The organism is Pararobbsia silviterrae, from assembly GCF_003628125.1.
GTDB lineage: Bacteria > Pseudomonadota > Gammaproteobacteria > Burkholderiales > Burkholderiaceae > Pararobbsia > Pararobbsia silviterrae.
Genome location: NZ_RBZU01000001.1, coordinates 1,189,593 through 1,202,958, shown reverse-complemented (window position 1 = coordinate 1,202,958; position 13,366 = coordinate 1,189,593). Strand labels below are relative to the sequence as shown.

12 protein-coding genes and 1 pseudogene are annotated in these 13,366 nt (G+C 65.6%); 11 read left to right on the top strand and 2 right to left on the bottom strand.

What is annotated here, in order from left to right; all coding sequences use genetic code 11:
* The 3 genes and pseudogenes from D7S86_RS30095 to D7S86_RS05425 form a co-directional block, all read left to right on the top strand.
* Positions 1–472 (top strand): annotated as a pseudogene (locus D7S86_RS30095) (hypothetical protein); the annotation flags it as partial.
* A 52-nt stretch (positions 473–524) separates the two neighbouring features.
* Positions 525–1,169 (top strand): endonuclease III, encoded by a 645-nt coding sequence (gene nth, locus D7S86_RS05430; protein WP_121084099.1) that lies wholly within the window; start codon positions 525–527, stop codon positions 1,167–1,169.
* Positions 1,170–1,278: 109 nt separating this feature from the next.
* Positions 1,279–1,710 carry a DUF1841 family protein gene (locus tag D7S86_RS05425; protein WP_121084373.1) on the top strand — a complete coding sequence of 144 codons (432 nt, stop codon included), beginning with the start codon at positions 1,279–1,281 and terminating at the stop codon, positions 1,708–1,710.
* A 167-nt stretch (positions 1,711–1,877) separates the two neighbouring features.
* Here D7S86_RS05425 and D7S86_RS05420 read toward each other — a convergent pair whose 3' ends face one another.
* Together D7S86_RS05420 and D7S86_RS05415 are read right to left on the bottom strand one after the other, a co-directional pair.
* Positions 1,878–2,240, bottom strand: a complete 363-nt coding sequence (locus D7S86_RS05420) for a c-type cytochrome (RefSeq protein WP_121084097.1) — start codon at positions 2,238–2,240, stop codon at positions 1,878–1,880.
* A 40-nt stretch (positions 2,241–2,280) separates the two neighbouring features.
* Positions 2,281–2,634 carry a c-type cytochrome gene (locus D7S86_RS05415; RefSeq protein WP_121084095.1) on the bottom strand — a complete coding sequence of 118 codons (354 nt, stop codon included), beginning with the start codon at positions 2,632–2,634 and terminating at the stop codon, positions 2,281–2,283.
* Between the two features lie 242 nt (positions 2,635–2,876).
* Here D7S86_RS05415 and D7S86_RS05410 point away from each other — a divergent pair, with 242 nt between their 5' ends.
* From D7S86_RS05410 to tal, 8 genes are all read left to right on the top strand, one after another.
* A complete protein-coding gene (locus D7S86_RS05410) occupies positions 2,877–3,719 on the top strand; it encodes an AAA family ATPase (RefSeq protein WP_121084093.1) in 843 nt (280 codons plus the stop codon).
* 127 nt (positions 3,720–3,846) lie between these two features.
* Positions 3,847–5,031 carry a vWA domain-containing protein gene (locus D7S86_RS05405; protein WP_121084091.1) on the top strand — a complete coding sequence of 395 codons (1,185 nt, stop codon included), beginning with the start codon at positions 3,847–3,849 and terminating at the stop codon, positions 5,029–5,031.
* A 39-nt stretch (positions 5,032–5,070) separates the two neighbouring features.
* Positions 5,071–6,282 (top strand): benzoate/H(+) symporter BenE family transporter, encoded by a 1,212-nt coding sequence (locus tag D7S86_RS05400; protein ID WP_121084089.1) that lies wholly within the window; start codon positions 5,071–5,073, stop codon positions 6,280–6,282.
* Positions 6,279–8,162 carry an extracellular solute-binding protein gene (locus D7S86_RS05395; protein WP_121084087.1) on the top strand — a complete coding sequence of 628 codons (1,884 nt, stop codon included), beginning with the start codon at positions 6,279–6,281 and terminating at the stop codon, positions 8,160–8,162. The genes D7S86_RS05400 and D7S86_RS05395 overlap by 4 nt, the downstream gene beginning before the upstream one ends.
* 8 nt (positions 8,163–8,170) lie before the next feature.
* On the top strand, positions 8,171–9,226 hold the full coding sequence (locus D7S86_RS05390; protein ID WP_121084085.1) for a microcin C ABC transporter permease YejB: 1,056 nt from the start codon (positions 8,171–8,173) through the stop codon (positions 9,224–9,226).
* A complete protein-coding gene (locus D7S86_RS05385) occupies positions 9,180–10,289 on the top strand; it encodes an ABC transporter permease (protein WP_121084083.1) in 1,110 nt (369 codons plus the stop codon). Before D7S86_RS05390 ends, D7S86_RS05385 begins: the two co-directional genes overlap by 47 nt.
* Before the next feature lie 4 nt (positions 10,290–10,293).
* Positions 10,294–11,979: an ABC transporter ATP-binding protein gene (locus tag D7S86_RS05380; RefSeq protein ID WP_121084081.1), complete on the top strand. Its 1,686-nt coding sequence runs from the start codon at positions 10,294–10,296 to the stop codon at positions 11,977–11,979.
* 369 nt (positions 11,980–12,348) lie between these two features.
* The gene (gene tal / locus D7S86_RS05375) at positions 12,349–13,311 is read left to right on the top strand and encodes a transaldolase (RefSeq protein ID WP_121084079.1); all 963 of its coding nucleotides are present in this window, start codon (positions 12,349–12,351) and stop codon (positions 13,309–13,311) included.
* The last annotated feature ends 55 nt before the right edge of the window (positions 13,312–13,366 follow it).

Below are 13,366 nucleotides of genomic sequence, written 5' to 3'. Positions count from 1 at the left end.
CGCCGAGCGCCGCGTCGCCGCGCGACAGGCCGCGGCCGCGGCCCACCGCGCGCCGTCCGCGGGCAGCGGCACGGACGACGCGTCCGCTTCGGCTGCCGGCCCGGCGCTCGCCTCACCTGCATCGCAGGGCCTGAGCCCAGCCACGGGATTAGCGCCCGGTTTCGACTCGAACCCGACCTCCGCTCGCTCGGACGCGACATCCGGAATCGAATCCAGTGCGGCAGCCGCGGCCGCATCCGACACGGGTGCGGGAGCGCCCGCCGCGGGAGCGCCCGGCGCACCCTCGCCCGAAGACCGCAAGCGCGCGATCATCGCCGCGGCGCTCGAACGCGCGCGGCAGAAGAAGGCCGATCTCGCCGCGCACGGCCTCGGCCCCAAGAACACGGAGCACGTCAGCGCGAGCGTCCAGGCGCAGATCGACGAGGCCGACGCGCGACGCAAACGTCTGGGCATCGATTCCGATCAAGATTGACCCGTCATGGCCGCGCTCGACGCGCGCGGCCGACTCCTCTCGACACGACCTCATGAACGCGACCAAACGCCGTGCGATCTTCGAAACGCTCCAGCGTCTCGATCCCGAACCGAAAAGCGAGCTCGACTACACGACGCCGTTCGAGCTGCTGATCGCGGTCATGCTGTCGGCCCAGGCGACCGACGTCTCGGTCAACAAGGCGACGCGCAAGCTCTATCCGGTCGCGAACACGCCCGAGGCGCTGTTCGCGCTCGGCGAGGCGCGCCTGAGCGAATACATCCGCACGATCGGGCTCTACCGGACCAAGGCCAAGAACGTCATCGCGACGTGCCGGCTGTTGCTCGATCGATTCGGCGGCGAGGTGCCGCAGGATCGCGAAGCGCTCGAATCGCTGCCCGGGGTCGGGCGCAAGACGGCCAATGTCGTGCTCAATATCGCGTTCGGCGAACCGACGATCGCCGTCGACACGCATATCTTCCGCGTCGCGAACCGTACGGGCCTCGCACCGGGCAAGGACGTGCGCGCCGTCGAAACCGCGCTCGAAAAGGTCACGCCGCCCGAGTTCCGGCTCCATGCGCATCACTGGCTGATCCTGCACGGGCGCTATGTGTGCAAGGCGCGCGCACCGTTATGCACGCAGTGCGCGATCGAGCCGGTTTGCGAGTTCAAGCAAAAAGCGAAGCAGCCGCGTCCGTGAGCGCGGTGCGCCCGGCGCCCCCTGGCCGTCGCGATCGCGCGCGCAGGCGTAAAATGCGACTCCCGACCGGCCGCATCGAACGGCCTTCTCCCCCGCAACACAGATCATGATGTTCAACCCGACCCGCGACGAAGTCCGCCAGTTCTTCACCGAAGCCTGGCGCAAGCAGCAAACCGGCCAGATCCTCACGCCGCTCGAAACGATGGCCGCGGACTGGGTCGCCGCGCATCCCGAGTATCACGACGTGCTCTCGGCCTCCGAATCGACCGTCAAGGACTACACGCCCGAGGGCGGCCAGACGAATCCGTTCCTGCACCTGTCGATGCACCTCGCGATCAGCGAGCAATTGTCGATCGACCAGCCGCCCGGCATCCGCGCCGCGCACGACCGGCTCGCCGCGAAGCTCGGTTCATCGCATGACGCCCAGCACGCGATCATGGAATGTCTGGGCGAAACGCTCTGGGAAGCGCAGCGCTCGGGCACGCCGCCCGACCACGAGGCCTATCTCGAACGGATCCGGCGCCGCGGCACGCAACAGTAAGCGCGAACCGTAAGCGCGTTCCGTCAGCGCGTTCGAACAGTCAACGCGTTCGGCGCCGCTGGCAGAGGAAAAACGGAAGGGGGAAGGCAAGACATGCGAGGCAACGAGCCCCGCATCGGGATGACGGATCGCATACGGGGCCGCGGACGGCCCCGTCATCGCAATCGTTACTTCTTCTGAACCAGATCGCCGGGCAGCGACTGGATATACGCGGCGATATCGCGCAAATCGCTTTCGGACAGACCCTGGACCTGGGCCGCCATGATCGCGTTGTTGCGGCCGAACAGCGGGTTGCCGCCGCCGACCTGATACGAACGCAGCGCGAAGAAAATGTAGTCGTTGAACTGGCCCGCGAGCTTCGGATACTCGGGCGAGACCGGGTTGTTCAGCGTCGCGCCGTGGCACGCCGAACAATTGTGCGTCGTGACGAGGTTCTTGCCGTTGTCGATGTCGGCCGCGTGCGCCCCTGCGCTGACGCCGGCCAGAATGAACGCGGCCGTCGCCGCGATCTTGCTGATACGCTGATTCATGCGTGCTCCTGTCCGTCTCGGACGAAACGTGCCCGGCCGGTCACTTGTAGGGATTATTCGGCGTTGCCGGCGTTTGCGCGGCATAGTACGCGGCGATGTCGGCGATGTCCTGATCGGACAGCGAGACCGCGTTCGCATGCATCGTCTGATACTTGCGGTCGCCCTTTTGGTATTCGTGCAACGCCGATTCGATGTAGCGGGCATTCTGGCCGCCGAGCTTCGGCACGCGATAGACCTCCGGGTAGGCCGTCCGGTAGTCCGGAATGCCATGACAGCCGATACAGGCCGCCACCTTGCCCTGCCCGGCCTTCGCGTTGCCGACGACATCGGCGGACGCGCCGGTCGAAGCGGCCGCAAGAGCAGCCAGCACGGCAATCGTCACTTGTCTTTTCATAGCTTTATCAACCTGAGCGTTCGGGGGACCCGGAGTCGGGGCGCCCGCAACGGGGCACCGGAGCGACGACCGGCGGCCGTGACTATTCGAATTTATCGGCACGCAGGCCAAAAAACCGGTGCATTGTAGCGTGCGCGCCGCCGGGTCGTCCACAGACTGCGGCCCAACGGCCTTGCAGCATGCCGGCGCCCCCCGCCTTCTGACCTATACTGGGCCCTTCGACGTCCAACCGGCCCTCCGTCATGCGCTTTGAAGGTTCCTCCCAATACGTCGCGACCGACGACCTGAGGCTCGCCGTCAACGCGGCCGTCACGCTCGAACGGCCCCTACTGATCAAGGGCGAGCCCGGCACCGGCAAAACCATGCTCGCCGAGGAAGTCGCCGCGGCGCTCGGCATGCCGCTGCTGCAATGGCATATCAAGTCGACGACCAAAGCCCAGCAGGGTCTCTACGAATATGACGCGGTCTCGCGGCTGCGCGACTCGCAGCTCGGCGACGAGCGCGTGCGCGACATCCGCAATTACATCGTCAAGGGCGTGCTCTGGCAGGCCTTCGAGGCGGAGCAGCAAAGCGTGCTGCTCATCGACGAGATCGACAAGGCCGATATCGAGTTCCCGAACGATCTGCTGCGCGAACTCGACCGCATGGAGTTCTACGTCTACGAGACGCACGAACTCGTGCGGGCGCGCCACCGTCCGCTCGTGATCATCACGTCGAACAACGAAAAGGAGCTCCCCGACGCGTTTCTGCGCCGCTGCTTCTTCCACTACATCAAGTTTCCCGACGCGGCGACGATGCAGCAGATCGTCGACGTGCACTATCCGGGCATCCGCAAGGCGCTCGTCAGCGCGGCGTTGACGAATTTCTTCGAATTGCGCAACGTGCCGGGCCTCAAGAAGAAGCCCTCGACGTCCGAACTGCTCGACTGGCTCAAATTGCTGCTGGCCGAGGACATCCCGCCCGAAGCCTTGCACAGCCAGGACCAGAAGCAGATCATGCCGCCGCTCGCGGGCGCGCTGCTCAAGAACGAGCAGGACATGCACCTGTTCGAGCGGCTCGTTTTCATGAACAGGAGCAACCGGTAGCGGCTGCGCAACCCGACGCCGTGCCGCGCAACGAGGCGTCGCGCGCGCGGACCCCGCCGAGCCGCTTCGCCGCGCCGCGCTCGCGTTAGGCGAGCGCCCCACGCGACGGGGCGCGAGGAGACATGCGATGCTCATCGACTTTTTCTTTTCCCTGCGTCAAGCGAAGCTGCCCGTCAGCGTCAAGGAATACCTGACGCTCGTCGGCGCGCTCGAACGCGAGGTCATCGCACCGTCGATCGACGAATTCTATTACCTCGCCCGGCTCACGCTGATCAAGGACGAGAAGCACTACGACAAGTTCGACCAGGCCTTCGGCGCGTATTTCCATGGCGCGACGTCGGTGCTCGACGCCGGCCTCGACGCGTCGCAGATCCCGCTCGACTGGCTCAAGAAGCGTCTCGAACGCGAGCTGTCACCCGAGGAAAAGGCCCAGATCGAAGCGATGGGCGGCCTCGACGCGCTGCTCGACCGGCTCAAGACGCTGCTCGACGAACAAAAGGAGCGTCACGAAGGCGGCAACAAGTGGATCGGCACGGGCGGCACCTCGCCGTTCGGCCATGGCGGCTACAACCCCGAAGGCATCCGGATCGGCGGCGACGCGGGCGGCAACCGGACCGCGGTCAAGGTCTGGAACGCACGCGCGTACAAGGACTACGACGACGACATCGAACTCGGCACGCGCAATATCAAGGTCGCGCTGCGGCGTTTGCGGCGCTTCGCGCGCGAAGGCGCGGCCGAGGAACTCGACCTCGACGGCACGATCCGAAGTACGGCCGCGAACGCGGGCTGGCTCGATCTGCGCATGGTCCCCGAGCGCCACAACACCGTCAAAGTGCTCATGCTGCTCGACGTCGGCGGCTCGATGGACGACCACATCAAGCGCACCGAAGAGCTGTTCTCGGCGGCCAAAACCGAGTTCAAGCATCTCGAGTTCTTCTATTTCCACAACTGCGTCTACGACTTTCTCTGGAAGCAGAACCGCCGCCGCCATGCCGAACGCTTCCCGACCTGGGAGGTGCTGCACAAGTATCCGTCCGAATACAAGCTCATCTTCGTCGGCGACGCGACAATGGGACCGTACGAAATCCTCCAGCCCGGCGGCTCCGTCGAATACAACAACCCCGAAGCCGGCGCGACGTGGCTCGCGCGCTTCACCGAGCGGTTTCCGCACTTCGTCTGGCTCAATCCCGAACCCGAACGCCTGTGGGAATACCGGCAATCGGTATCGCTGATTCGCCAGCTCATGTCGAACCGGATGTTTCCATTGACGCTCAACGGCCTCGAAGCCGCGATGCGCATGCTCAGTCAATGACCCGGATCGGCCTCGAACCCTGACACCGCACCTGCACACATGAACGCCGTCCCCCCTGTCGCGCCGCCCGGCGGCGCGCCGCTCCCTTTGCGCCCGCTGCGCGACAGCTCGCTGTCGGCGATCGTCGCGGGCTTCGTCGCGATGATGACCGGCTACACGAGCTCGCTGGCCCTGATGTTTCAGGCGGGCCGCAACGCGCATCTGAGCGATGCGCAGATTTCGTCGTGGATCTGGGCCCTCTCGATCGCGATGGCGCTGACGACGATCGCGCTGTCGTTGCGTTTTCGCGCGCCGATCGTCGTCGCGTGGTCGACGCCGGGCGCGGCGCTGCTGATCACGAGCCTCGGCAACGTCCCGTATGCCGATGCGATCGGCGCGTTCATCGTATGCGCCGTGCTGCTCGTGCTCGTCGGCGTGACCGGCGTGTTCGACACGATCATGAAGCGGCTGCCCGCCTCGCTCGCGGCCGCGCTGCTCGCGGGCATCCTGTTCCGCATCGGCATCGCGCTGTTCGGCGCGGCCGAACATGACACCGCGCTCGTGCTCGCGATGTTCGTCACGTATCTCGTCGTCAAGCGGTTCGCGGCGCGCTACGCGATCGTCACGACCTTGCTCGTGGGCATCGCGGCGGCCGCCGCGCTCGGCTTGCTCGACTTCAGTCATTTTCGCGTCGCGTTCGCGCGGCCGGTCTTCACGATGCCGGCGTTCTCGCTTTCGGCCACGATCAGCATCGGCATTCCGCTGTTTATCGTCGCGATGGCGTCGCAGAACGTGCCCGGTCTCGCCGTGCTGCGCGCCGACGGGTATCAGACCCCGTCGTCGCCGCTCATCACCTGGACGGGCATCGCCTCGCTCGTGTTCGCGCCGTTCGGCTCGCACGGCGTGAACCTCGCGGCGATCACGGCCGCGATCTGCACCGGTCCCGACGCGCATCCGGACCCGCGCCGCCGCTATACGGCGGCCGTCTGGAGCGGCGTGTTCTATTTGCTCGCGGGCACGCTCGGCGCGACGATCGCCGCCTTGTTCGCCGCGTTCCCGAAGACGCTCGTGATCTCGATCGCCGCGCTCGCGCTGTTCGGATCGATCATGAACGGACTCGCCAACGCGATGGCCGACGCGCGCCAGCGCGAGCCGGCCCTGATCACGTTCATGGTGACCGCCTCGGGCCTCACGCTGCTCTCGATCGGCTCCGCGTTCTGGGGGCTCGTCGCGGGCGTCGTCGCGTACGTCATTCTCGCGGCGCGCCGATGAAGCAGGCCGTGTCGCATCACCCGATTCATGCGCCTGCCCGTCGTCACCGACCTCGCGCGCGGCCGATCGCCGCGTTCGCGGCCGGCCTGATCGTCGCCGCGTGCGCGGGCCTCGTCGCCCTGCCCGCGTGCGCGAAAACGGCGCTCGCCCAGTACGGCGAACCGAAGTACTCGGCCGGCTTCACGCATTTCGACTATGCCGACCCCGATGCGCCGCGCAACGGCGCGCTCGCCTTCGCGAACTACGATCAGAACCAGAGCTACGATTCGCTGAATCCGTTTCTCGTGCGCGGCGCGCCGGCCCCCGATATCGCGAACCTCATGTTCGATACGCTGATGGTCCGCAGCTGGGACGAGCAGGCGTCCGAATACGCGTTGATCGCCGATGACGTCGAGGTCGCGGCCGACGGCGCATCGGCGACGTTCCATATCAATCCGAAGGCGCGCTTCAACAACGGCGACCCGATCACGGCCGCCGACGTGCGGTACTCGTTCGACACGCTGAGCAGCAAGGCCGCCTCGCCGCTCGTCAACGCGCAGTTCTCGGTCATCGCGCGCGCGGTCGTCGTCGATGCGTCGACCGTGCGCTTCGAATTCAAGCGTCCCGAGCGCGATGCGCCGCTGATCGCGGGCGACCTGCCCGTGTTCTCGCGCAAGTGGGGGCAACGCCCCGACGGATCGCATCTCGCCTTCGATGCGCTCGCGACCGAACCGCCGATTTCGAGCGGCGCCTACCTCATCGAGTCGCGCAAGAACGACCATACGATCACCTATCGCCGCAACCCGGACTATTGGGCCGCCGACCTGCCGACGCGCAAGGGCGCGTTCAACTACGCGCGCATCACGTTCAAGCTCTATCTCGATCAGTACACGATGCTCGAGTCGTTCAAGGCGGGCGACACCGACGTGCGCGTCGAATACAGCTCGACGCAATGGGCGCGCAAATACGTCGGCAAGAATTTTCGCAACGGCCTGCTGACGCAGGGCAGCTTCTCGAATCACAGCGCGCAGATGCAGGGCATGGTCTACAACATGCGCCGGCCGATGTTCGAGGACATCCGTGTGCGCAAGGCGCTCGTCTACGCGTTCGACTACGAGTGGATGAACCGCATGATGTTCTACGGCCAGTACCGGCGCATCCAGAGCTACTTCCAGGACGGGCCGTTCCAGGCGCTCGGCACGCCGAGCCCGCGCGAGCGCGCGCTGCTCGAACCGTTGCGCGACAGCGTGCCGCCCGAGGTGTTCGGCCCCGTGCTCACGCAGCCGACGACGACCCCGCCGAATTCGCTGCGCGAGAATCTGCGCAAGGCGCGCGATCTGCTCGCGCAAGCGGGCTGGACCTATCGCGACGGCGCGCTGCGCGACGCGAAGGGCACGCCGATGACGATCGAGATCCTCGACGACGAGCCCGGCATGGATCGCGTGATCATGCCGTACATCCGGAACCTGCAGACGCTCGGCATCCAGGCCTCGATGCGCGAGGTCGACAGCGCGCTCTTCCAGAAGCGGCTCGACCACTTCGAGTTCGACATGACGACGTTCATCTATCCGATCACGATGATTCCGGGCGTCGAGCTGACCCATCGCTTCACGAGCGCGTCGGCCGACCAGATCGGTTCGGAAAACTATGCGGGCCTCAAGTCGAAAGCCGTCGACGCACTCGTCAACGACGTGCTGTCCGCGAATACCGTCGACGACCTGACGACCGCGACACGCGCGCTCGACCGCGTGCTGATCGACAGCTATCTGCTCGTGCCCGAGTACTACCTGCCGAACTCGCGGATCGCGTACAAGAACACGATGGGCTTTCCGCGCACGACCCCGCTGACCTATCAGTACGAAGACTGGATCATCGGCTATTGGTATCGGAAGCCCGACTAGGAACCCCCATGTTTGCGTATATCTTGAGGCGCCTGCTCCTGATGATCCCGACGCTGATCGGGGTCGTGACGCTGACGTTCGTCGTCACGCAATTCGTGCCCGGCGGTCCCGTCGAGCAGATGATGACGCAGCTCCGGCACGGACAGTCGCGCGGCGGCGAAGGCGGCAGCGGCGGCGGAGTCGGGTATCACGCGAGCCAGGGGCTCGATCCGCAACAGGTCGAGGACATCAAGAAGCAGTTCGGCTTCGACAAGCCGCCGCTCACGCGTTACGTCCTCATGCTCGAAGACTACGCGACGTTCCGGCTCGGCGACTCGTACTACCAGCATGCGAGCGTCTGGTCGGTGATCGTGTCGAAGCTGCCGGTGTCGCTGACGCTCGGGCTCTGGACGCTCGTGCTGACCTATGCGGTCGCGATCCCGCTCGGCATCGCGAAGGCGGTCCGCGCGGGGTCGCGCTTCGATACGTTCACGAGCGTGGTCGTGCTCGTCGGGTATGCGATTCCGGGCTTCGTGCTCGGCGTGCTGCTGCTCATGCTGTTCGGCGGCGGCACGTTCTGGCAGGTGTTTCCGATGCGGGGCCTGACGTCGGACAATTTCGCCGACCTCTCGCTGGCCGGCAAGGTCCTCGACTATCTGTGGCATATCGTGCTGCCGGTGACCGCGTCGGTCGTCGGCAACTTCGCGATCGTGTCGATCCTCACGAAGAACACGTTCCTCGACGAGATCGGCCGTCAGTACGTGCTGACCGCGCGAGCCAAGGGCGCCCCCGAACGGCGCGTGCTCTGGCGGCATGTGTTCCGCAACGCGATGATCCCGCTGCTCACGGGCCTGCCGGCCGCCTTCGTCGGCGCCTTCCTCAACGGCAGCCTGCTGATCGAGACACTGTTCTCGCTCGACGGCATGGGCCTGCTCTCGTACGACGCGGTGATTCGCCGCGACTATCCGGTCGTGCTCGGCTCGCTCTATCTGTTCACCCTCATTGGTCTCGTGACCAAGCTCATTGCAGACGTCTGCTATGTCCTCGTCGACCCCCGCATCCAATTCCACAGCCTGGACCGCTGATCCGGCCGCCGGTGCGGCCGCCGTCCCGGTCTCGCCCGGGCGGCGGATCTGGCTGCGTTTCAAGCGGCAGCGTCTCGGCTACTGGAGTCTCGTGATCTTCGTCGCGATGTGCGTCGTGAGCCTGTTCGCGGAGGTGCTCGCGAACGATCGCCCGCTCGTCGTGCGCTACGACGGCCATTACTACTTTCCGATCGTTCGCAATTACTCGGAACTCACGTTCGGCGGCGACTTCCCCGCGATGACGAACTATCTCGATCCGTACATCCGCAAGCGGCTCCAGTCGGGCCGCAATTTCGCGATCTATGCGCCGAACCCCTACCGGTACGACACCGTCGATTACTTCGCGGCCAAACCGTGTCCGGCCGCGCCGAGCGCGCAGAACTGGCTCGGCACGGACCAGTTCGGCCGCGACGTGCTCGCGCGCGTGCTCTACGGTTTCCGGCTCTCGATGCTCATGGCGCTCGCGCTGACCGCGGTCGGCGTCGTCGCGGGCACGCTGATCGGCGCCGTGCAGGGGTTTTACGGCGGCCGCACCGATCTGATCGGCCAACGGCTCATCGAGATCTGGAGTTCGATGCCCGATCTCTATTTGCTGATCATCTTCGCGTCGATCTTCGAGCCGTCGCTCGTGCTGCTGTTCATCCTGCTGTCGATGTTCGGCTGGCTCGTCGTGTCGGACTATGTGCGCGCCGAGTTCCTGCGCAATCGCGCGCTCGACTACGTCAAGGCCGCACGCACGATGGGGCTGTCGAACGCGCAGATCATCTGGCGTCACATCCTGCCCAACAGCCTCACGCCCGTCATCACGCTGCTGCCGTTTCGGATGAGCGCGTCGATTCTGTCGCTGACGAGTCTCGACTTTCTCGGCCTCGGCGTGCCGCCCCCGACGCCGAGTCTCGGCGAACTGCTGCAGGAAGGAAAGAACAACCTCGATGCATGGTGGATCTCGGTCTCCGCGTTTTCGATTCTCGTCGTCACGATGCTGCTGCTGACGTTCATGGGCGACGCGCTGCGCAACGCGCTCGATATGCGTACGCACGGCTCGCAAACGGAGGCCGCGTAAGTCGATGAAGACGATCCCGCCTGCGCTCGCCACGCATCACACGAGCACCGCGCACGCGCATGGCGCGGCCGCGCGCCCGCTGCTTGAAATCGACGGCTTCTCGGCGCGTTTCGGCGAGACGGTCGCGGTACGCGATCTGAGTCTCTCGATCGCGCGCGGCGAGCGTGTCGCGCTCGTCGGCGAATCGGGCTCGGGCAAGAGCGTGACGGCGCTGTCGATCCTGCGGCTCGCGCAGGGCGCGACGCTGAGCGGCGCGATCCGTCTCGACGGCGAGAACCTGCTCGACAAAAGCGAACACGCGATGCGAGGGCTGCGCGGCAAGCATGTGTCGATGGTGTTCCAGGAGCCCATGACCGCGCTCAATCCGCTCTACACGATCGGGGCGCAGATTGGCGAAAGCCTGCTGCTGCACGAGGGTCTGCGGCCGAATGCCGCGCGCGCGCGGGGCATCGAGTTGTTGAGGCGCACGGGCATCGACGCCCCCGAACGACGCATCGACAGTTTTCCGCATCAGCTTTCGGGCGGACAACGTCAGCGCGCGATGATCGCGATGGCGCTCGCGTGTCGGCCCCGGCTGCTGCTCGCCGACGAGCCGACGACCGCGCTCGACGTCACCGTGCGTCAGCAGATCGTCGATCTGCTCATCGGCATTCAGGAGCAGGAGGCACACGACCATGGCATGGCGGTATTGCTGATCACGCACGATTTGAATCTCGTGCGCCGGTTCGCTCAGCGCGTCGCCGTCATGGAACAGGGCGTGCTCGTCGAAACGAACACGACCGAGGCGCTGTTCGGCGCACCCCGGCACCCGTACACGCAGCGCCTGCTCGACAGCGCGCCGAAGCGGCGCGTCGTGCCCGTCGATCCGCATGCGCCCCGCATCGTCGAGATCGATACGCTCTCGGTCGACTACCGCGTCCCGGCCAAGGGGCTGCGTTCGCTGTTCCGTCGCGATCGGTTCCGTGCCGTGCACGGCGTGAGCTTCACGTTGCGGCGCGGGGAAACGCTCGGCGTCGTCGGCGAGTCGGGCTCGGGCAAATCGACGCTCGCGTCGGTCGTGCTCGGTCTACAGCGCGCGGCCGCGGGCACCGTCCACATCGACGGCCAGCCGATGGACGGACCGCGTTCGGCAAGCGCGCGCAAGGCGCTGTATTCGAAGATGCAGGTCGTGTTCCAGGATCCGTTCGGCTCGTTGTCGCCGCGCATGACGATCGAGCAAATCGTCGGCGAGGGCCTCGTCGTCCACCAGCCCGGCATGACGTCCGCGCAGCGCCGTCAGCGAATCGCGGCGCTGCTCGACGAGGTCGGCTTGCCCGCCGAATCGATGCCGCGCTATCCGCACGAGTTTTCGGGCGGCCAACGTCAACGGATCGCGATCGCCCGCGCGCTCGCGGTCCAACCCGAATTCATCGTGCTCGACGAACCGACGAGTGCGCTCGACGTGTCGATTCAGCAGCAGGTGCTCGCGCTGTTGACCACGCTCCAGCAGAAATACACGCTCAGTTACCTGTTCATCACGCACGATCTCGCGGTCATGCGCGCGATGGCGCATCGGATCATCGTCATGAAATCGGGTCGCATCGTCGAAGCCGGCGATGCGCTCGACATCCTGACGCGGCCGGCCGATCCCTATACGCAGGCGCTGCTGAACGCATCGTTGATGCGTGGGGCCGACGCGACTCGGCCCTGAACGGACGGATCGTCGCGATCGATGAGCGCGCGGCGTCGGACACGCATCGATCCGGGCGCGGCCGCCGGAACGGCGGGCGAAGCATGCGAGCCCGACGGCACGCGACGCGATGCGGCAGCGCAATATCCGTGCGGTACCGGCCACCGGCCACCGGCCGCTGCGCGGAGGTCGGCGCACGCCGGCGCCGACGCGCAACGGCAAGCGCCCCAAACCCCGTCACCGCAAGGCGGGCGGCCCGCCGAGCGGCGCTCCACTGCACGATCGGTAAGAACGCGGCAAAATCATAGCGGCCACCGGTCACAAAAGGACTAGTCTTGCTTGTCCGGTGGAAGCACAATAGAAGACTCCTTCCGTTGAATCGCGACTGCCATGACCGCACTCGACCAGCTCAAGCAATACACGACCGTTGTCGCCGACACCGGCGACTTCCAGGCCATCGCTCAATACAAGCCGCGGGACGCGACAACCAATCCGTCGCTGATTCTCAAGGCTGTCCAGAAGCCCGAATATCGGCCGCTGCTCGAAAAAGTCGTCCGCGAGAGCAACGGCGATTCGCTCGAAGCGATCATCGACAAGCTGCTGATCACATTCGGCACCGAAATCCTCAAGATCATTCCGGGTCGCGTGTCGACCGAAGTGGATGCGCGTCTGTCGTTCAACGTGCAGGGCTCGATCGACAAGGGCCGCCACCTGATCTCGCTCTATGAGAAGGCGGGTGTGTCGCGCGAGCGGATCCTGATCAAGCTGGCCTCGACATGGGAAGGCATCCGCGCGGCGGAAGTGCTCCAGAAGGACGGCATCAACTGCAATATGACGCTGCTGTTCTCGCTCGCGCAGGCTGTCGCGTGCGCCGAGGCGAATGCGAAGCTGATCTCGCCGTTCGTCGGCCGGATCTACGACTGGTACAAGAAGGCGGCCGGTCCCGCATGGGACGAACAGAAGAACGGCGGCGCGAACGACCCCGGCGTGCACTCGGTCCGCACGATCTATGCGTACTACAAGAAGTTCGGGTATCCGACCGAGGTGATGGGCGCGAGCTTCCGCACGACGTCGCAGATCCTCGAACTCGCGGGCTGCGATTTGCTGACGATCAGCCCCGACCTGCTCCAGACGCTCTCGGAAGATGCGAATCCGGTCGAGCGCAAGCTCGTCCCGGAAGCCGCAAAGAATGATCCGATCGCGCGCATCGCGGTCGATGAAGCGTCGTTCCGCTTCCAGCTCAACGAAGACGCGATGGCCACCGAAAAGCTGTCCGAAGGTATCCGGACATTCGCGGCCGACGCGATCAAGCTCGAAAAGCTGATTCTCGAACTGCAGAAACAACCGGCCTGATACAACCGGCCTGACGCGCCTCGTGCGCGATCCTCGATCCTCAATCCGAAACGGG